This window comes from Bacillus sp. FSL K6-1033 (assembly GCF_038630765.1).
Taxonomy (GTDB): domain Bacteria; phylum Bacillota; class Bacilli; order Bacillales; family Bacillaceae; genus Bacillus; species Bacillus altitudinis.
The window spans coordinates 2580280-2599842 of the sequence record NZ_CP152041.1 but is presented as its reverse complement, the minus strand read 5'-3'; the positions used below and the strand labels follow the sequence as shown (position 1 = coordinate 2599842).

The 19563-nt window shown below is 41.4% G+C and carries 17 protein-coding genes; 11 read left to right on the top strand and 6 right to left on the bottom strand.

Annotated elements, in window-relative coordinates:
- Window positions 1-472: 472 nt before the first annotated feature.
- Window positions 473-1060 (bottom strand): TetR/AcrR family transcriptional regulator, encoded by a 588-nt coding sequence (locus MHH31_RS13270; RefSeq protein WP_235672207.1) that lies wholly within the window; start codon window positions 1058-1060, stop codon window positions 473-475.
- Between the two features lie 281 nt (window positions 1061-1341).
- Here MHH31_RS13270 and MHH31_RS13265 point away from each other — a divergent pair, with 281 nt between their 5' ends.
- The 3 genes from MHH31_RS13265 (at window position 1342) to MHH31_RS13255 (ending at window position 5046) form a co-directional block, all read left to right on the top strand.
- Window positions 1342-2283: an oxidoreductase gene (locus tag MHH31_RS13265; protein WP_144679811.1), complete on the top strand. Its 942-nt coding sequence runs from the start codon at window positions 1342-1344 to the stop codon at window positions 2281-2283.
- Window positions 2284-2605: 322 nt separating this feature from the next.
- On the top strand, window positions 2606-3319 hold the full coding sequence (locus tag MHH31_RS13260; protein WP_058336546.1) for a DsbA family oxidoreductase: 714 nt from the start codon (window positions 2606-2608) through the stop codon (window positions 3317-3319).
- Between the two features lie 404 nt (window positions 3320-3723).
- The gene (locus MHH31_RS13255; protein ID WP_007501721.1) at window positions 3724-5046 is read left to right on the top strand and encodes a CBS domain-containing protein; all 1323 of its coding nucleotides are present in this window, start codon (window positions 3724-3726) and stop codon (window positions 5044-5046) included.
- A gap of 201 nt (window positions 5047-5247) precedes the next feature.
- Here the strand turns inward: MHH31_RS13255 and MHH31_RS13250 are convergent, their stop codons facing one another.
- Window positions 5248-5550 (bottom strand): YtpI family protein, encoded by a 303-nt coding sequence (locus MHH31_RS13250; RefSeq protein ID WP_008343164.1) that lies wholly within the window; start codon window positions 5548-5550, stop codon window positions 5248-5250.
- Between the two features lie 147 nt (window positions 5551-5697).
- Here MHH31_RS13250 and MHH31_RS13245 point away from each other — a divergent pair, with 147 nt between their 5' ends.
- Window positions 5698-6639, top strand: a complete 942-nt coding sequence (locus MHH31_RS13245; RefSeq protein ID WP_342494878.1) for a bifunctional oligoribonuclease/PAP phosphatase NrnA — start codon at window positions 5698-5700, stop codon at window positions 6637-6639.
- Between the two features lie 49 nt (window positions 6640-6688).
- Here MHH31_RS13245 and MHH31_RS13240 read toward each other — a convergent pair whose 3' ends face one another.
- The 3 genes from MHH31_RS13240 to MHH31_RS13230 form a co-directional block, all read right to left on the bottom strand.
- Window positions 6689-6874: a hypothetical protein gene (locus MHH31_RS13240; RefSeq protein ID WP_008346082.1), complete on the bottom strand. Its 186-nt coding sequence runs from the start codon at window positions 6872-6874 to the stop codon at window positions 6689-6691.
- A gap of 109 nt (window positions 6875-6983) precedes the next feature.
- Complete coding sequence (gene ytrI, locus MHH31_RS13235; RefSeq protein WP_007501718.1) at window positions 6984-7487, bottom strand: sporulation membrane protein YtrI; 504 nt, start codon at window positions 7485-7487, stop codon at window positions 6984-6986.
- Window positions 7484-7825: a YtrH family sporulation protein gene (locus MHH31_RS13230; RefSeq protein ID WP_007501717.1), complete on the bottom strand. Its 342-nt coding sequence runs from the start codon at window positions 7823-7825 to the stop codon at window positions 7484-7486. Before MHH31_RS13230 ends, ytrI begins: the two co-directional genes overlap by 4 nt.
- A gap of 137 nt (window positions 7826-7962) precedes the next feature.
- On the opposite strand from MHH31_RS13230, the gene dnaE reads away from it, so the two are divergent.
- The 7 genes from dnaE to MHH31_RS13195 all read left to right on the top strand — a co-directional run bounded on the left by dnaE (window position 7963) and on the right by MHH31_RS13195 (window position 18391).
- A complete protein-coding gene (gene dnaE, locus MHH31_RS13225; RefSeq protein WP_342494877.1) occupies window positions 7963-11298 on the top strand; it encodes a DNA polymerase III subunit alpha in 3336 nt (1111 codons plus the stop codon).
- A 141-nt stretch (window positions 11299-11439) separates the two neighbouring features.
- Window positions 11440-12672, top strand: coding sequence for a malic enzyme-like NAD(P)-binding protein (locus MHH31_RS13220; RefSeq protein ID WP_007501712.1), 1233 nt, complete (start codon window positions 11440-11442; stop codon window positions 12670-12672).
- A 305-nt stretch (window positions 12673-12977) separates the two neighbouring features.
- Entirely contained in the window at window positions 12978-13853 is an 876-nt protein-coding gene (accD, locus tag MHH31_RS13215; protein WP_008346077.1) for an acetyl-CoA carboxylase, carboxyltransferase subunit beta, read from the top strand.
- Complete coding sequence (accA, locus tag MHH31_RS13210) at window positions 13838-14815, top strand: acetyl-CoA carboxylase carboxyl transferase subunit alpha (RefSeq protein ID WP_008346075.1); 978 nt, start codon at window positions 13838-13840, stop codon at window positions 14813-14815. The genes accD and accA overlap by 16 nt, the downstream gene beginning before the upstream one ends.
- Before the next feature lie 339 nt (window positions 14816-15154).
- Entirely contained in the window at window positions 15155-16114 is a 960-nt protein-coding gene (gene pfkA, locus MHH31_RS13205; protein ID WP_017358271.1) for a 6-phosphofructokinase, read from the top strand.
- A 27-nt stretch (window positions 16115-16141) separates the two neighbouring features.
- Window positions 16142-17902 (top strand): pyruvate kinase, encoded by a 1761-nt coding sequence (gene pyk, locus MHH31_RS13200; protein ID WP_024718661.1) that lies wholly within the window; start codon window positions 16142-16144, stop codon window positions 17900-17902.
- A 99-nt stretch (window positions 17903-18001) separates the two neighbouring features.
- Window positions 18002-18391: an FxsA family protein gene (locus MHH31_RS13195; protein WP_007501703.1), complete on the top strand. Its 390-nt coding sequence runs from the start codon at window positions 18002-18004 to the stop codon at window positions 18389-18391.
- Window positions 18392-18415: 24 nt separating this feature from the next.
- Here MHH31_RS13195 and ytvI read toward each other — a convergent pair whose 3' ends face one another.
- On the bottom strand, window positions 18416-19534 hold the full coding sequence (gene ytvI / locus MHH31_RS13190; RefSeq protein WP_024718659.1) for a sporulation integral membrane protein YtvI: 1119 nt from the start codon (window positions 19532-19534) through the stop codon (window positions 18416-18418).
- Window positions 19535-19563 lie beyond the last annotated feature (29 nt).

Here is a 19563-nt window from a genome sequence, read left to right as displayed (position 1 = left end):
CCTTCCTAGACTGCAAAGGTTTTCTATCACGCTAAAAAGAAGGCAAAGGGCTAAAATAGAGTACATTTTAGCCCTTTGCCAATAATCTAGGGGTAAGTCCGAGATAAGGTCCAAAAAGCGCCATGCAGATGCAAGAAAATGTAAATAAAAGTACATAAGCCCTTATTATGCTTTTAGCTTTCCGTATAAGCCCTCCTGTAATATGGCAATAAAGTTATTTAATTTTAAAGTCTCAAACATGCATAGCCCCGTTCTAAATTTAGGACGGGGTTAAAACTGTAGTTATTTAATTTTTGATGTAAGATACTTCACTACACTAAAAATTTAACAATAAAGTCGTTTGAAAATCTAAGTTTTATTCAACAATAGTGCCCGATTGTTAAATTACGATGACTGGAGTTTTTAACTTATTATCATAAAACAGTTAATACCAAAAGTTTATCGCTACTTTTTATAATTAACATAAGTTTCTTTAAAAGAAATATTTACTCATGCCATTTCTAAAGATAGGCAGGGTCTTAGTCACTAGCTCTTCTGATGAAATAAGTCTTCCATCCTTATTCCATGTGTATGCAGCTCCGTATATCCCCCAACTTAGCATAGTAGATAGGGTTGTTACCATTTGTTTATCCTCTAATTCTATGATGTTGTTAGTTCCTTTTAGCATAAGATCAGCTATTAGCTTCTGTAACTCCTCTTTAATTTTACTTTCGATAATAGTTCCTAAAGATTGATAACCTTTAGGACATAGGTCGCTTATCTCTTTATGGTGATCACACATGGCTAGAAAAATATTTGCAATGACTTTTTCATTGAATCCATCGTGATCATTGAGTCTTTTTTTCAATTTGTCTGTAAATGTATTGGTGATTGTAGAATGTAACAAATCAAATTTATCGTCAAAGTGCGCATAAAATGTAGCCCGGTTAATAGTAGCCTTTTCTGTGATATCACGTACCGTTATATGGTTGAAATCTTTTTCACTAGCTAACGAAAGAAAAGAGTCTACAATCAATTGTCTTGTACGAAGTATTCTCGGATCTTTTTTTGGCATAATCATTTTTTCTTCTCCTTTTAGGGTTCATCATCTTGTCTAAAAACGACAATACATTAGAAGTGTTGGGTAAACAACATGTTAGCCATTTTGGTGGTTGTTGATAGTTCTTTTTCATCTTATCATCAATTATACAACGTATGTTGCTTAAATAACACATGTTTTTTTGGGAGGGTTTTATCAAGCTAATTATTGTGATCATTCAGAATCATACCCAAAAATTGAAAAGACAATTGGTTGTTAATAAATAAAATAGTACCTATCATAACACAAGGAGGCAGAAGACCATGAACATCACTATTTTTGAGGCAAGCGGTCACACAGGATTTACGGATGAAAATGTACCTGACCAATCGGGCAAATGCATCATCGTCACCGGGGCCAATACTGGAATTGGCTTCGAAGTATCGCAAGTGCTTGCAGCACGAGGTGCACGTGTGCTGCTGGCCTGCCGCAACCATGCGAAGGCGAAAGAAGCCATGGATCGGATTCGGAGGAAGACCCCGGGAGCGGACCTAGCTTTCCTGCCCCTCGACTTGGCGGATATGGAGAGTGTGCGGAGTGCAGCTGAATTGGCCGCCAAGGAACCACGCATCGATGTATTGATCAACAATGCCGGCGTGCAAGGTTCGAAACTGAGGCACACTGTGCAAGGCTTCGAGCTGACGTTCGGCGTCAATCACCTTGGCTGTTTCGCGTTCACCACGCTGTTGCTGCCCAAGCTCATGGAAACGCCTGGGTCGCGCATCGTCGTCACGAGTAGCGGTCAACACAAAGACGCGAAAATCGAGTGGGAAGACCTTAATGCAGAAAAGAGCTACAAATGGCTCCCGCGCTATGGCGCCAGTAAGCTCGCGAATATGCTCTTCGTCTTCGAGCTGGACCGGCGGTTGCGGGCGGCGGGATCACCAGTAACAGTCGTGGCTTGTCACCCGGGCCTTGTGGGAACGGACCTTGGACGCGATAACATGGCTGGCAAAGTAATGATGCCGTTGATCGGCCTGTTCTTTGCCAAACCGGCCATGGGTGCCTGGGGCGCGTTGCACGCAGCCACAGGGAAGATAAAGCCAGGCGGCTATTACGGGCCGTCAGGATTAGGCGAGTTGCGGGGACCTTCCCGTGAATGTTCCCGCTCAGAGGAGGCGAAAGATCCGAAGCTTGCCAAGCGACTGTGGGATGTATCCGTTGATATGACAGGGATCGATCCCGGCTTGCCTCCTGTAATTTGAAACTGTATAACAAGAGAAAGGGTGTAGTGAACAAGATATCTCCATTGGGGTATAATCCGGCATCAATCACCAAAAATGAAGAAGATGGAAGGAATAATTAAACAATCGAACCTAGATAGGACGGTTGTACGAATGAATAATCCTAATGTCAAACACAAAGGGCAATCTTATGATTATTCATTCGGCGATTGGTAGGCTAAACTGTCCGTCACTAGGGAAAATGTGGTGAAATTCATATATGCCGCTACTCAGCAAAGCCAATTGAACAGAAAAATGCCCATTGTCTATAATAATTAAATCAGCTTAAAAGGGAGCATTCAAAATGAAAATTGAGATATGGTCGGATTATGTTTGTCCTTTTTGTTATATTGGCAAACGTAAATTTGAAATAGGGTTAGAACAGTTTGAACATAAAGAAGAGGTAGAAGTCGTATTTCGTAGTTTTCAATTAGATCCATATGCGAAAAAAAATACAGGGATGGATATCCATCAAGTATTATCTTCAAAACATGGTATCCCATATGAAAAAGCAAAAGCGTTAAATGATCACATGGTGCAACAAGCGAAAGCAGTTGGATTAGATTATCAAATGGATAAAATGATTCCTACAAATTCATATGATGCACATCGTCTTTCTTATTATGCAAAAGAGAAAGGTAAAATGAAGGAGTTCATAGAGCGTATTATGAAAGCTCACTTCACGGATTCACTAGACATCGGTGACCATGCAACACTTGTTCAACTTGCAAGTGAGATAGGTCTTGATGTCAACGAAGCTTTGGATGTTTTAGTAAATGATAAATATAACGAGAATATTGCAGCTGATAAAGCCGAGGGATCAAATATTGGGATTCAAGGTGTGCCCTTTTTCGTAGTGAATGACAAATATGCCATCTCAGGAGCGCAACCTAGCCAAGTATTTTTAGAAACATTACAAAATGTTTGGCAAGAAGATTACGCGAAGGCTAAGGCTGAAGAGCATAAATTAGAGCCGTCGCTCGATGATTATTGTTCAGATGGAACATGTAAATTTTAATGACTTTTCAAAAAGGTTTTGATTTGTTTAGATGGAACTTTGTTTTGGGGAATAAGTTTTGGAACTAACATAGACCCGGATGACCTAAGTGTATTTAGTCCTTATCTTATGGAACGATTACGTCATTGATTTAGAAGAACTGCCTGAACCTTTAGATGGAAGGCTGGGGTTAGGGTTTAAAACAGCTTAATGGAGGGCCTTTGTGTTCTTTTTTCATTTTTTTACATTTGTATGGCGCTTTTTGGACTTATCTCGGATTTCCCCCATCTAAAACCGGCACAAAAAAGCCGGTTTTTTTGTTTGCCTTTATTGTGCTCGTGTAAAAGACAAATTGCTATTAAAAGCCTCCTGCCTTTATAATGAAATATAGATGAAAACGCTGAAAACAAAAAGGGTGAACGGGATTGGCGACAAAGCATGAGCAAATTTTATCGTATATTGATTCATTGGATGTCGGAGAGAAAATTTCTGTCCGGCGTATAGCGAAAGAAATGAAAGTCAGTGAAGGCACGGCTTACCGGGCTATTAAGGATGCTGAAAATAAAGGGTTCGTGAGCACCATTGAACGAGTCGGTACCATTCGAATTGAACAGAAGAAAAAAGAGAATATTGAAAAGCTGACATATGCGGAAGTCGTCAATGTCATTGATGGTCAGGTACTTGGCGGACGAGCCGGCTTACATAAAACGTTAAATAAATTTGTCATCGGTGCAATGGAACTGGATGCGATGATGCGATACACAGCAGCAGGCAACCTGTTAATCGTCGGAAACCGAATCAATGCTCACCGGCAAGCATTAGAGGCGGGAGCGGCTGTGCTGGTCACGGGCGGATTCTCAACAGATGATGAAATTATTCAGCTCGCAGATGAGCTTGAGCTGCCCATTTTATCAACAAGCTACGATACATTTACCGTAGCGGCTCTCATTAACCGGGCCATTTATGACCAGTTGATTAAAAAAGAAATTGTGCTTGTGGAGGATATTTTAACGCCGATAGAACGGACCGTCTATTTATCGCCAGAAGACAAACTTGAGAAATGGTATGAAAAGAATTATGAAACCGGGCACGGCCGGTTCCCGGTAGCAGACGATCAAATGAAAATTCACGGCATTTTGACCTCAAAGGATATTGCAGGCCATGACCGTTCTACACCGATTGAAAAGGTGATGACAAAAAATCCGCTGACCGTTATTGGCAAAACATCTGTCGCTTCAGCTGCACAAATGATGGTGTGGGAAGGTATTGAGGTGCTGCCAGTTGTAAATGATCATGCGAAGCTGATTGGGATGATTAGCCGTCAGGACGTGCTGAAGGCGCTGCAAATGATTCAAAAGCAGCCGCAGGTCGGTGAAAAGCTGGATGATGTCGTTTCTAGAGGGTTTAAGGAAGCCGATACAGAAAAACCAAAAACAGATGCGGTGTACCAATATGAAGTCTCACCACAAATGACAAATCAGCTCGGCAATATTTCGTACGGTGTGTTTACACAAATTTTAATCGAATCAGCCAACCGCTTCTTAAAGTCTCATAAAAAAGGTGAACTAATTGTAGAAAGTCTTTCTGTCTATTTCTTAAAACCGGTTCAAATGGAATCCACGATACAGATCAAACCGAATATTTTAGAAGTTGGGCGCAAGTTTGGAAAGCTGGAAGTGGAAGTTTACCATCAGTCAAATATTGTAGGCAAAGCGATGTTGATGGTGCAGCTGATGGAGAGAGGATAAATGGCAAAAAAGGGCGGCATGAATGCGCCCTTTCAGCGTGTAAACAAACCCTCGCATTCTTTGTCAGTCCTGCGTGCTGGTGCTCACGAATGACAAATTCGCTCCGTAAAAGTAGCTGTCCTTCCTAGACTGCAAAGGTTTTCTAACACGCTGAAAAGAAGAGAAAGGGCTAAAATCAAGTTCATTTTAGCCCTTTCTCTATTATGCGTGGTCTTTTTCGCCTTCCTTTAAAAAGAGCGGAAGATAGTGCTTATAGGCTTTATATCCGGCCCATGTACTGCCGATACCAACTGCAACAAAAACAAACCCAATGACAAATGCGAGTGACGAGCGGTTTAAAAATAATTGATTCACACCGAAGAGCAGGACAAAGCAGCCAAGTGCCATACTTGATTTAGCAGACCAGAATTTCTTTTCGACCGGCCGGTTCGTACGGACATTCTTTGCTTTGTAGTATAAATAAAACATGGCAGAACAAATAATAAACACAATCAAAACAAGCATGTGCCAAGCCTCCATTGTAAGTGGTTACAACCCTATTTTAAACGTAAATAGGCTTGCTTACTAGAATAAATTGTCTATTCCTCACTTTTCTGTCTGGGTAGATTATGATTTAATAATAAAAAGAGTATCGCATAAGAAGGAGTATTTATGAAAAAAGAACTGATTAGAACCATATCATTATATGACACCATCATCATTCATAGACATGTAAGACCTGATCCAGACGCATATGGATCACAGTGCGGCCTTACGGAAATCTTGCGTGCCACCTATCCAGAAAAAAATATTTATGCAACAGGAACCCCAGAGCCATCTCTTTCATTTTTATATGAATTAGATGACGTGCCGGATGAAGTGTACAAAGGTGCCCTTGTCATTGTCTGTGACACTGCGAATCAAGCAAGAATTGATGATCAGCGCTATTCAATGGGCGATAAACTGATGAAAATTGATCATCATCCGAATGAAGATCCGTATGGTGATTTGCTTTGGGTTGATACAGAAGCAAGCTCTGTCAGTGAAATGATTTATGAGCTGTATTTAGAGGGGAAAGAAGAAGGATATCAGCTGAATACAAAGGCGGCAGAACTCATTTATGCCGGCATTGTAGGAGACACAGGCCGTTTCCTTTTCCCAAACACAACGAAAAAGACACTCAAATATGCGGGTGAACTCATCGAATATCCGTTTTCATCATCAGACCTTTTCAATCAATTGTATGAGACAGATTTGAATGTCGTGAAATTAAATGGCTATATTTTTCAACATATCTCTTTATCAGAGAATGGCGTAGCTTCTGTTTTTATTAAACGTGACATTTTGGAGTCGTTCCAAACAACAGCGCAGCAAGCCTCACAGCTTGTTGGGACACTTGGAAATATTGCAGGGATTAAGGCATGGGTCTTTTTTGTGGAAGAGAACGATCAGATTCGTGTGAGATTCCGCTCAAAAGGCGTCGTCATTAACACCATTGCTAAAAAATATCATGGCGGAGGTCACCCGCTTGCAGCCGGTGCGTCCATATATGATTGGGCAGTTGCAGATGAGATTTTGAGTGATTTAGAAGAAGTATGTAAATCACCATCGTGAGAGAGGGGCTTCAAGTCCCCCTCTCTTTTTTTGAGCTTTGAGAAAAGGGTTACTTGGATACAGGGATAAACCAGCAGCCGATGTCAGTTGAATCTTCATAGGCTTGGAGATTTTGATGCTTTAATTCTTTTTTAATTAAATGGGCCATCATTTCTGTCTCAGCATAAGCACACATGCCGTCTTTAATCCGGCTTGCTTTGTCTCGTGCCATTTGACGATAGCTGTAAACCTCCATTGTTCTCACCTCTTTCTTATGATCATCTCGTTCTTCTTTTAGTGTATAAAAATAACAAGTGAAAAGCGATCATTGAGTGCAGAAATTCATAAAAATTCCACATCATCTATTATTCAGCAAAGGAAATACGTACTTCAAGCGAAAGCTTTGTATAGATGGTCAGTTCGGTGACTTTGGCGCGGTATGCCTTTTCTCTAATCGTATATTCTTTATTTTCCACAGTCCGTTTTAAGAGCTCTTTTGTTTTATACACACTTTCAATATCCTTTGTGATCACCTCTGAGATATCCTCTTTCACCTGATCTTCAAATTTCAAGGTATCTGGCTCCGGGATTTTGTACTGCTCACGGTTGACGAGGTGAACGTCTACGCTCTGAATAAGCAGACGCTGCTTATTGTCTTCATTTAATTTATGCAAATCTTCCCGATAGAGTGTGATTTGTTCTTTCAGACTGTCCATATGGTGCTGCTGGCTTCTGAGCAGTGTCACCTGCTTCTCCTGAAAGGTGCCATAAGTAAAGAGAAAAATCAGCCAGCTGATAATTGCGCCGAACATCATCCCAGCAAAAAAACGCTGCCAGCCTGGACGTTTATACAGCTCAGGCACCCTCATGATGATACATGCTCCTGTGTGAGCCACGTAATCAGGAGATACCCCGTTTGCGCACCGCCCATAGCAGAGATAATGAGCAAGATCTGCTTGAAAATATCACGTGTGTTCCCTTCGAAAATCCCTCTTTCAAAACTATAGACCGCATCAAAAGTTCCACCGATTGCCGCAACAAGTGCCCAAATTTTTAAGCGGTTGGCAAGACTTGAAATAATTGATAGCGGCGGCTGACCAGATAAATATGCACCTACCCCGCCTATAATGGCACCGCCCAAAATAACCCCTAGTGCGATAAAATAACAGCTAATAAAGTTTGGAATAAAGGCTTCCTTCACATCCATTTTTCCCACCTCACTCTATTCAATATATGGCGAATGCTGGACAAGTATGAACGAGCGGAAAAGAAAGAACATTTGTTTCTCACCGCATCGCGTTTTATAATGAAAGAATGAATTTAGACGAAAGGAGTGGATTAAGCATGTCCTATGTTCATCTTCAGGTCCACAGTGGATACAGCTTGTTGAGCAGTGCAGCGAAGGTCAAGGAGCTCGTATTAAAGGCGAAAGAACTTGGCTATCAAGCGCTCGCTCTTACCGATGACCATGTGATGTATGGAACGGTTGAATTTTATAAGGAATGTAAAACACATGGCATCAAACCGATTATCGGTTTAACAGCTTCTGTCTTCATAGATGAACAAGAGACAGAGGCTTATCCTTTGATCCTCCTTGCCAAAAACAATGAAGGCTATCAAAACTTGATCAAAATTAGCAGTGTCTTGAAATCAAAATCAAAAACCGGCCTGAAAGAGAAATGGCTGAAAGCCTATCATCATGGCCTTATTGCCATCACACCAGGCGTATCCGGCTATATTGAAACGCTGCTGCAACATGATCAGCTAGATGAAGCAAGGGATGCGGCCAGCCATTTAAAAGATCTTTTTGGTGAGGAACATGTGTATTTAGCCGTTCAGCCGTTTCAGCAGGACGAAGAGCTGTCTCATAAGCTCAGGGAACTCTCAAAAAGGGCGAACATCCCGCTTGTGGCAACAGGTGACGTCCACTATATCCATCAAGAGGACAAAACCGCATATACATGTTTAAAAGCCATTAAAGCAGGCCAGCAGCTATCAGAAATTGAGGAAGACCAAGGAGACAAGCATTTCAGATCGATCGAAGAAATGATGAAGTGGTATGGTGATGATCCAGAATTGCTGGCAAGAACGGTTGAGATTGCAAACCGCTGCGAGGTCGATTTAAATCTTGGCCAGACGAAACTGCCAACCTATCCGACGCCTGATCAATCAACAGCTGATCAATTTTTACGAAGAGTGTGCCAAGAAGGCATGAAACGAAGACAGATTGCTTCAAATGACACATATATCAAAAGGCTTGAGTATGAGCTGAGCATCATTCAAAAAATGAATTTCAGTGATTATTTCCTCATTGTGTGGGATTTTATGAAGTATGCTCATGATCATGGCATTGTCACAGGTCCTGGCCGGGGATCAGCAGCAGGCTCTTTAGTTGCGTATGTTCTGTTTATTACAGATGTCGATCCGATCCGTCACGGGCTTTTATTTGAGCGTTTTTTAAATCCTGAACGCATCAGCATGCCAGATATAGATATCGATTTTCCTGACACGAGAAGAGATGAAATCATTTCATATGTAAAAGACAAATATGGGGATATGCATGTGGCGCAAATTGTCACGTTTGGAACACTTGCCGCAAAGGCAGCTTTAAGAGATGTCGGACGTGTGATGGGAATTGATTCAAAAGCAGCAGACCGCCTTGCAAAGCTCATCCCATCAAAGCCAGGGACGACACTGAAAGAAGCGGTTACAGTCTCCTCAGAATTAAAAACACTGCTCCAGCAATCTGAAGAGCTGCAAAGAGTGTTTCAAACCGCTTTAAAGGTAGAAGGATTACCAAGACATACGTCAACACATGCAGCCGGCGTTGTCCTAAGTGAGGAGCCGCTCACACAAGTCGTGCCTATTCAAGAAGGGCATGATGGAGTGTATTTGACGCAATATGCGATGAATTATTTAGAAGATCTCGGTCTTTTGAAAATGGATTTTTTAGGTTTGAGAAACTTAACATTAATTGAATCCATTAAAAACCAGATTGAAAGACAGGAAAACGTCCACATTAACTTTAGTGACATTTCATATGAAGATCAGAAAACGTTTGATTTGTTATCAGCGGGAGATACAACGGGGATTTTCCAGCTGGAGTCACAAGGTATGCGTCAGGTGCTGAGACGACTGAAACCTTCTAGTCTAGAAGATATCGTGGCTGTCAATGCCTTATACCGCCCGGGGCCGATGGAGAATATCCCGCTCTTTATCGACCGAAAGCATGGCAGAGTGAAAGTCTCCTACCCGCATCCAGATTTGTATGACATCTTAAAGGATACATATGGGGTCATCGTCTATCAGGAGCAAATCATGCTGATTGCAGCAAAGATGGCAGGCTTTCAGCTGGGCGAGGCCGATCTACTAAGAAGAGCCGTTTCAAAGAAAGATAAAAAGGTGCTTGATGAAGAGCGAAGCCATTTTGTTGAAGGATGCCTAAAAAAGGAGTATCCTGTTAACATTGCAAATGACGTTTATGACCTAATCGTCAAATTTGCAAACTATGGTTTTAATAGAAGCCATGCTGTTGCATATAGCATGATCGGCTTTCAGCTTGCTTATTTAAAAGCGCATTATCCGTTATATTTTATGTGCGGTCTTTTAACGAGTGTGATTGGAAATGAAGACAAAGTGGCTCAATATTTCTATGAGGCAAAGGAAAAAGGGATATCGGTGTTGAAGCCTTCTATTAATAAGAGCGAATTTCCATTCACGGTTGAAAAAGGGGAGATCCGCTACAGCTTAAGAGCGATCAAAAATGTCGGAGTGTCAGCTGTAAAGGATATATACAGAGCAAGACAGGAAAAGCCATTTGAAGATTTATTTGATTTTTGCGCAAGGGTATCAACAAAGAGTGTCAACCGAAAAACGATTGAAGCCCTCATTTTCTCAGGGGCAATGGATGAGCTTCATCCAAATCGTGCTTCGTTATTAGCATCGATAGATATTGCGTTAGACCATGTGTCATTTTTAACACCTGAGGATCAGCTGGACTTTCTTGGGGATACAACCTTCCCACTTGAGTTAAAATATGCGGAGATAGAAGAAATGCCGCTTGTCGATCTTTTGCAATTTGAGAAAGAAGCACTCGGGTTATATTTATCAAATCACCCAGTACAAGCGTATCGAGATCGCTTAAGAGAGAATGGTGCAGTGGAAATCATCAGACTTTCTTCCTATATAAAGCGAAAGATCTCAATGGGTGGTCTTTTGACAAAGGTGAAATCGATTCGGACAAAAAATGGACAATCGATGGCATTTGTCACATTCGGGGATGAAACGGGAGAAATGGAAGGTGTCGTCTTTCCAGAGCAATTTAGAAAGCTGTCCCCCTTACTTGAGGAGGGCGCAATGCTTTATGTTGAAGGCAGAATAGATGTCAGAAATGAGAGCAGTCAAATCATCGTGCAAGAAGCTGTTCTACTGGAAGAGATGGGCTCTAAAAGAAAAGAATCTGTCTACATTCGAGTCAAAGAAGAGAACCATACGCAGGAGCTGCTAGAACAAGTGAAGCGAGTGATCTCCATGCACAGGGGAGAAGCAGATGTCTATTTGTATTATGAAAAGCAAAAAAAGACGATGAGACTTCCAGATGCATACAAAGTTCATGCAGATCATGCGGTCATTTTCCAGTTAAAAGAGCTGCTAGGTGAACAAAACGTTGTGATTAAATGATGACAAATCGTCTGAATATGTTTTACAATTTCACCTATTGTGTTATCATTTTAAAGATTCTGTGTATTTAAACTGCCAAGTATGTGCTTATCAACTTAGCAATTCATTAAATCATTTTCCACTTGAAGGAGTGTTCATCACATGTCATTAAGAGAAGAAGCATTACATATGCACAAAGAGAATCAAGGCAAACTCGAATCAAAATCAAAGGTACAAGTGAAAAATGCGAAAGACTTGAGCTTGGCTTACTCACCAGGTGTGGCAGAGCCATGTAAAGATATTTATGACGACACAAGCAAAGTGTATGATTATACAATGAAAGGCAATATGGTCGCTGTTGTCACAGACGGAAGTGCTGTGTTAGGGCTTGGAAACATTGGGGCAGAAGCATCTCTTCCAGTAATGGAAGGAAAAGCTGTCTTATTCAAAAGCTTTGCAGGTGTTGATGCATTCCCAATCGCACTTGCAACAAACGATGTAGACAAAATCGTTGAAACAGTGAAGCTTCTTGAGCCGACGTTTGGCGGCGTGAACCTTGAAGATATTGCAGCACCAAACTGCTTTATCATTGAAGAGCGTTTGAAAAAAGAGACAAACATTCCTGTTTTCCACGATGATCAGCACGGGACAGCGATTGTAACAGTGGCAGGACTTGTGAATGCACTGAAGCTGTCTGGAAAATCAATGTCTTCAATTAAAGTGGTTGCAAACGGCGCTGGAGCAGCAGGAATTGCGATTATCAAACTTCTTTATCATTTCGGTGTACGTGATATCATCATGTGTGATACAAAAGGCGCTATTTATGAAGGCCGTCCGAATGGTATGAATGCAGTGAAAAATGAAGTAGCTAAATTCACGAACCAAGATCGTAAAGAAGGTTCTTTAGAAGAAGTGATTGAAGGCGCAGATGTCTTTATCGGCGTTTCAGTAGCAGGTGCTTTAACTAAAGAAATGGTTGGAAAAATGGCAAAAGATCCTGTCATCTTCGCAATGGCGAATCCAAACCCAGAGATCATGCCAGAAGATGCACATGCAGCAGGTGCAAGTGTTGTAGGAACTGGTCGTTCTGACTTCCCGAACCAAGTGAACAACGTCCTTGCATTCCCTGGTATTTTCCGTGGAGCGCTTGATGTACGTGCGACACACATTAACGAAGAAATGAAAATTGCAGCTGTTGAAGCGATTGCTTCCCTTGTATCAGATGAAGAATTGTCAGCGGAATACGTTATCCCTGCGCCATTTGATGCACGAGTAGCGCCAGCGGTAGCCAAAGCAGTGGCAAAAGCAGCAATGGAAACGGGCGTTTCAAGAATCAAAGTAGACCCAGAAGCTGTTGCAGAAAAAACAAGAAAATTAACGATTATCGGCGAGTAATCGAATTGGAAAAGTGTGCACGTTCTTTCTGAATTTGGAGGAAAAACGTGCACCATTTCCTCTCTTACACGAAATTTTTTTCATCCTAAATGAGATTTTTTTGTAGACGTTCACAATTCACATATACCAACTACTCAGCGCCCCAAACCTATACTCATTTCTCATCAATTCCCCACTGAAAAAATTGAATGAAGGATGACAGCGTTTGACAAAAAAAGTACAATAGTTTCGGTACAGTTATGACATGTCCTATAATAGTGGATGTGCGTGTAAAGAAAAAACCCTTCAAAAAGGGAGGTAGTCATTTGTCAATCAAGAATATTTTCAGTAAAAAGAAAAAATATGCATCTGTACCCTCTGAACAGGCAAGTCAAGATGTGCCTGAAGGCATCATGACCAAATGTCCGCAATGTAAAAAAATAATGCTCACCAAAGAACTAGATAAAAATTTACGTGTTTGCATGAATTGCGGCAGACATTTGCAAATGAATGCAAAACAACGTATTGAAAGCCTTGTAGACGAAGGCACATTTGAAGAATTTAACGGTCACCTCATTTCTGAGAACCCGCTCGGTTTCCCGGGCTACGAAGAAAAGCTTCAGAAAGACAGAGAAAAAACATCTTTGAATGAAGCCATCGTAACAGGAAAAGGTGAAATTAAAGGTCAAAGTGCTGTCATTGCTGTCATGGATGCCACGTTCCGTATGGGCAGCATGGGCTCAGTCGTTGGTGAAAAGATTACATTAGCTATTGAGAAAGCAAAAGCGGACAAGGTGCCATTTATCATCTTCACTGCATCTGGAGGAGCAAGAATGCAAGAGGGGATTCTTAGTCTGATGCAGATGGCAAAAACAAGTTCAGCATTAAAGCTGTTCAGCGAGGATCAAGGTCTGATTATCTCTGTGATGACCAATCCGACAACTGGCGGTGTATCAGCTAGTTTTGCGTCTCTCGGTGATTACAACTTTGCAGAGCCTGGTGCATTAATTGGTTTTGCTGGTCGCAGAATCATTGAACAAACCATTCGTGAAGACCTACCAGAGGACTTCCAAACGGCTGAATTTTTAATGAAGCATGGTCAGCTAGATGCTGTGATTCACCGTGCAGAAATGAAAGAAACATTAGGCCAAATCTTAGCACTACACAGCACAGGAGGTGAACGAGAGTGGCTGGAGAACTAGAATTTGAAAAACCTGTCATTGAACTTCGAGCGAAAATTGATGAATTGAAAAAGTTCACACAAAACTCAGAGATGGATTTAAGTGCGGAAATTGAGCGCCTTGAAACGCGTCTGAGTAAGCTTGAAACAGACATTTATACAAATTTAAAGCCGTGGGACAGAGTACAAATTGCTCGTCATGCGATGCGCCCAACAACTCTCGATTACATTCAAGAGCTGTTTGATAACTTTTTCGAATGTCACGGTGACCGTTTTTATGGCGACGATGAAGCCATCGTTGGAGGAATTGCTACGTTTAAAGGACTTCCTGTCACAGTCATTGGTCATCAGCGCGGAAAAGACACAAAAGAAAACTTGCGCCGTAATTTCGGGATGCCGCATCCAGAAGGTTACCGTAAAGCATTGCGCTTGATGAAACAAGCAGATAAATTTAATCGTCCAATCATTTGCTTTATTGATACAAAAGGAGCTTATCCTGGTAAAGCAGCTGAAGAACGTGGGCAAAGTGAAGCAATTGCGAAAAACCTTTTCGAAATGGCAGGACTTCGTGTACCGGTTGTCTGTATTGTCATTGGAGAAGGCGGAAGTGGCGGAGCACTAGGCTTAGGCGTAGGAAACCACCTATTTATGCTAGAGAACTCAACATATTCAGTGATTTCACCTGAAGGTGCAGCAGCACTGCTCTGGAAGGACTCATCACTTGCGAAAAAAGCTGCAGAATCAATGAAAATTACCGCTCCAGACCTAAAAGAATTAGATATTATAGATGATGTTATTAAAGAAGTGCAAGGTGGAGCACACCGAGACGTGAAACAACAAGCAGCCTACATTGAAAAAACATTAAAACAGTCACTTACATCTTTGCTCAAACAATCGCCTGAAGAATTAGTCGAACAAAGATATCAAAAATACAAAGCAATCGGTAAAGTATCGATTGAAAATCAATATATTGGGGTAAACTAAATAAACGTACAGCCTTTTGGCTGGCGTTTATTTTTTTCGTCTTTTTTCATCAAAACGATCTGATGTAAGCGCTATTTGAAAATAATTTTCTTTTGTTTTCATAAAATTTGAAACGTCTGAAAACGTTGATTTGACAAGGTTTATAGCACTTGAATCAACTGTTTTTTGAACAAAGTGCTTTCATGACTTTCTTAACTTTTGTTTAAAAACATTTTATTTAATTGTATAATAAGTACGGTTTTAGAAATTCGTATTGAAAACATCCGGTTTTGCTCATGATTGTTTTCAAGCAGTGGAAATGGTATGTTTAATTCATATATGGTCTCTGAGGTGAAAAAGATGAAGCGTATAGGAGTTTTAACGAGCGGTGGGGATTCCCCAGGAATGAATGCAGCTGTGCGCGCAGTTGTAAGGAAAGCAATTTACCATAATGTAGAAGTTTACGGTATTTATAATGGATATTCAGGTCTAATTAACGGTAAAATTGAGAAACTCGAAATAGGTTCAGTAGGCGATATCATTCATCGTGGAGGAACAAAACTTTACACGGCAAGATGTCCTGAATTCAAGACAGTTGAAGGTCGTGAAAAAGGGATTGAGAACTTAAAAAAATTCGGTATTGAAGGACTTGTTGTCATCGGTGGAGATGGCTCATTCATGGGAGCGAAGAAATTAACAGAGCTCGGTTTTCCATGTGTAGGTGTCCCTGGCACGATTGACAATGACATTCCTGGTACTGATTTCACTATTGGCTTTGATACAGCACTAAATACAGTCATTGATGCCATTGATAAAATTCGTGATACAGCCACATCTCATGAACGTACATACGTAGTGGAAGTAATGGGAAGACATGCTGGGGATATTGCCCTTTGGTCAGGTCTTGCAGGCGGAGCTGAATCGATTTTGATTCCTGAAGCAGACTATGACATGGACGAAATTATTGCGAGATTAAGAAGAGGACATGAGCGCGGCAAGAAGCACAGTATCATCATCGTCGCAGAAGGCGTAGGCAGCGGTGTCGAATTTGGTAAGAGAATTGAAGAGGAGACAAGCCTTGAAACGCGTGTATCTGTCTTAGGACATATTCAACGTGGAGGTTCTCCAAGTGCGTTTGACCGAGTGCTCGCAAGTCGCCTAGGAGCGTATGCAGTAGAACTTCTTCTTGAAGGAAGAGGCGGACGCTGTGTAGGTATTCAAAGCAACGAACTCGTTCATCACGATATTTTAGACATCTTAGATAAAAAGCATACAGTCGATCAAAATATGTACCGACTTTCACAAGAGCTCTCTATATAAAACGAGAAGACCTTAGGAGGAACAGTAATGAGAAAGACAAAAATCGTTTGTACAATCGGTCCAGCAAGTGAAAGCATTGAAAAGCTGACTGAATTGATTGAAGCAGGAATGAATGTAGCCAGACTAAACTTCTCTCATGGAGATTTTGAAGAGCATGGTGCACGTATTGAAAACATTCGCAAAGCAGGTAAAACTTTAGGCAAGGACATTGCGATCCTTCTTGATACAAAAGGTCCAGAGATCCGTACACGCACAGTTGAAAACGGCTCAATTGAGTTAGTTGCTGGTGCTGATCTTATCGTGAGTATGGAAGACATTGTGGGAAACACTGAAAAAATCAGTGTGACGTACGAAGATTTAATTCATGATGTAGAAGTGGGCTCAACTATTTTATTAGATGATGGTCTGATTGGTCTAGAAGTAAAAGAGTTAAATAAGGACCGAAAAGAAATCGTCACAAAAGTAATGAATACAGGCACACTGAAAAACAAAAAAGGTGTCAACGTACCAGGTGTGAGTGTGAACTTGCCGGGTATTACAGAAAAGGATGCCAATGATATTCTGTTTGGAATTGAACAAGGTGTCGATTTCATCGCAGCTTCTTTTGTGAGACGAGCTTCTGATGTTCTTGAAATTCGTGAGCTACTTGAAAAGAACAACGCAGCTGACATTCAAATCATTCCGAAGATTGAAAACCAAGAGGGCGTTGATAACATCGATGAAATCCTTGAGGTATCAGATGGACTGATGGTCGCGCGTGGAGATCTTGGTGTAGAGATTCCGGCAGAAGAAGTACCACTTGTTCAAAAAATGCTGATCAAAAAATGCAACCGTTTAGGCAAGCCTGTCATCACAGCAACTCAAATGCTGGACAGCATGCAGCGTAACCCTCGTCCAACTCGTGCGGAAGCAAGTGACGTGGCAAATGCTATTTTTGACGGTACAGATGCGATCATGCTATCTGGTGAAACAGCAGCAGGAACATATCCAGTTGAAGCTGTGCAAACGATGCACAACATTGCCTCACGTTCAGAGGAAGCACTTAACTATAAAGCAATCCTTTCTCGCAGAAGCGAAGAAGTAGAGGTCAGCATTACAGATGCGATCGGTCAATCTGTTGCGCACACAGCAATGAAGCTTGATGTGGCGGCAATTGTGACACCTACTGAGAGCGGTCATACAGCGAGAATGATTTCAAAATATAGACCTAAAGCACCAATCGTTGCAGTCACAGCAAACGAATCAGTAGCAAGAAAGCTATCTCTCGTATTCGGTGTATTTGCGAAGAGTGGATCAAATACGTCATCTACTGATGAAATGCTAGAGAATGCAGTAGAAAAATCTATTGAATCTGGTTATGTAAGACATGGCGACTTGATTGTCATTACAGCTGGTGTGCCGGTTGGGGAAGCTGGTACAACGAACTTAATGAAAGTGTATGTTGTCGGTGACATCATTGCGAAGGGTCAAGGAATTGGCCGTAAATCTGCATTTGGACCGGTTGTTATTGCACAAAGCGGAAAAGAAGCAGAGGAAAAAATGTACGATGGTGCGATTCTTGTCGCAAACTGCACAGATCGTGATATGATGGGTGCTTTAGAAAAAGCGTCTGCCCTTATCACGGAAGAAGGCGGTCTAACAAGCCATGCAGCAGTCGTTGGGCTTAGTCTTGGCATTCCAGTCATTGTCGGTCTTGACAGTGCCACAACACTTCTAAAAGAAGGCGAAGAGATTACAGTAGATCCAGCACGCGGAGCGATCTACAAAGGCCGTGCAAGCGTCCTTTAAATCACACACGAGGGGAGTTATCTGACTCCTCTTTTTTTTTATGTTACACTAAAAAAAGTAAACAGCTTTCGATGAAAGAGACCCCATGAGGTGATATGGTTGAAAAAATATTTTCTACTATTATTGATTCTGTTCCCGGCAGTGGAAATTAGTTTATTTTTAATCTCAAGTAACATCATTGGTATTTTACCAACGATGCTAGTTATTGTGCTGACAAGTGCACTAGGTGCTTACTTTGCAAGGAAACAAGGAATAGAAGCATTTCAGAAAGTGCAGCGAGATTTACAGTATGGCAAAATGCCAGGGGCCACCATTGTCGATGGTTTCTGCATTCTGATCGGTGGTTTGCTGCTGCTCATACCTGGATTCCTTTCTGATCTGATTGGGGCTGTGCTGCTCATTCCCATGACAAGAAAACGGATCAAACCGCTCTTTGAGCGCTGGCTTAGAAACATGTCCAATCGCAAACGCTATACGATTATACGATAAAGAGACCTTCGCATCAGGTCTCTTTTACTTTTGCGCACCATACCGAATGTACTGATAAAGGTCTCTGAAAACCCCTGCATTACGAAACGCCTGCCAAACGACAAGAGAAGCGGGACCGAGTGCAAGTCCAAGAAAACCAAAGCATTTTAACCCGACAAACAGCGCCACAAGTGTTGCTAAAGGATTAAGACCGATTGATTTACTTAAGACTTTTGGCTCTGATATTTGTCTTTGAATGAGCACCACAATATACAAAATGCCTAGTCCAATGGCGAGTGAAAGATTTCCTGTCATGGCGGAGTAAATGATCCACGGAAGAAAAACGGTGCCACTCCCGATGTAAGGAAGTAAATCAACTAGACCAATACATAGAGCAATCACAATCGCATGCTCGACCTTTAAGATGAAAAGTCCAATCAGCACGATCCCAATGGTCATGGCAACAAGGAGAAGCTGGGCCTTCATAAAGCCAGAAATGGCTTTTTTGATTTCAGATAAAATGGCACGTGTATGAAGCATCCATTTGGCGGGAAAGATACGAGAACCATATTTTTTTAACGTAAACCAATCTTTTGTGATAAAAAAAGTCGCTAGTGCGGAAAATAAAAGCGTCGCTGCTGCGTCAGGCAAAAGACCTAAAAAAGCTGGAATGAATTCAAGAGTTTTTGAAAGGAAAGTCCCGATTTTTGCCGCTGCTTCGTCACCAAGTGCTTGGATTTGTCCTAAAATCGATTCCTTTTGACCTGCTTGAAGTGTATTAAATTGAGCAGTCAAATCATGATATAAAGGCAAAATCTGATCTGTGAAAAAACGTTCCACGATCCCAATCAGTTGATCAAGATGACCTGGCAGGACCTTTGCTAAATAAGCACTTCCTGAAATGATTTCCGCCACTAAAAGTGTCATGAATCCAGCTGCTGCCACTAAAAAGAGTAATAACACAATGATGACAACAAAACCTCTTGGCATCCCGGTCATGTTTTCAATTTTGCATACGGCTGGATGAATCAAACACGACACGGCAAATGCAATCCAAAATGGATATAAAAACGGAAAAGACTGATATAAAAAAACAACCGCACAAACGGCGATGCTGAAAATCATCAAACTTCGCAAAAAAATGCCCACATAAGTGTGATTCACACAATCCCCTCCAAAAAACAAGCATGTCC

Coding starts and splice junctions, on each gene's coding strand:
- MHH31_RS13270 (WP_235672207.1), bottom strand. CDS start 1,060: ATGATTATGCCAAAAAAAGATCCGAGAATACTTCGTACAAGACAATTG.
- MHH31_RS13265 (WP_144679811.1), top strand. CDS start 1,342: ATGAACATCACTATTTTTGAGGCAAGCGGTCACACAGGATTTACGGAT.
- MHH31_RS13260 (WP_058336546.1), top strand. CDS start 2,606: ATGAAAATTGAGATATGGTCGGATTATGTTTGTCCTTTTTGTTATATT.
- MHH31_RS13250 (WP_008343164.1), bottom strand. CDS start 5,550: ATGCTTGTTTTGATTGTGTTTATTATTTGTTCTGCCATGTTTTATTTA.
- MHH31_RS13245 (WP_342494878.1), top strand. CDS start 5,698: ATGAAAAAAGAACTGATTAGAACCATATCATTATATGACACCATCATC.
- MHH31_RS13240 (WP_008346082.1), bottom strand. CDS start 6,874: ATGGAGGTTTACAGCTATCGTCAAATGGCACGAGACAAAGCAAGCCGG.
- ytrI (WP_007501718.1), bottom strand. CDS start 7,487: ATGAGGGTGCCTGAGCTGTATAAACGTCCAGGCTGGCAGCGTTTTTTT.
- MHH31_RS13230 (WP_007501717.1), bottom strand. CDS start 7,825: ATGGATGTGAAGGAAGCCTTTATTCCAAACTTTATTAGCTGTTATTTT.
- dnaE (WP_342494877.1), top strand. CDS start 7,963: ATGTCCTATGTTCATCTTCAGGTCCACAGTGGATACAGCTTGTTGAGC.
- MHH31_RS13220 (WP_007501712.1), top strand. CDS start 11,440: ATGTCATTAAGAGAAGAAGCATTACATATGCACAAAGAGAATCAAGGC.
- pfkA (WP_017358271.1), top strand. CDS start 15,155: ATGAAGCGTATAGGAGTTTTAACGAGCGGTGGGGATTCCCCAGGAATG.
- pyk (WP_024718661.1), top strand. CDS start 16,142: ATGAGAAAGACAAAAATCGTTTGTACAATCGGTCCAGCAAGTGAAAGC.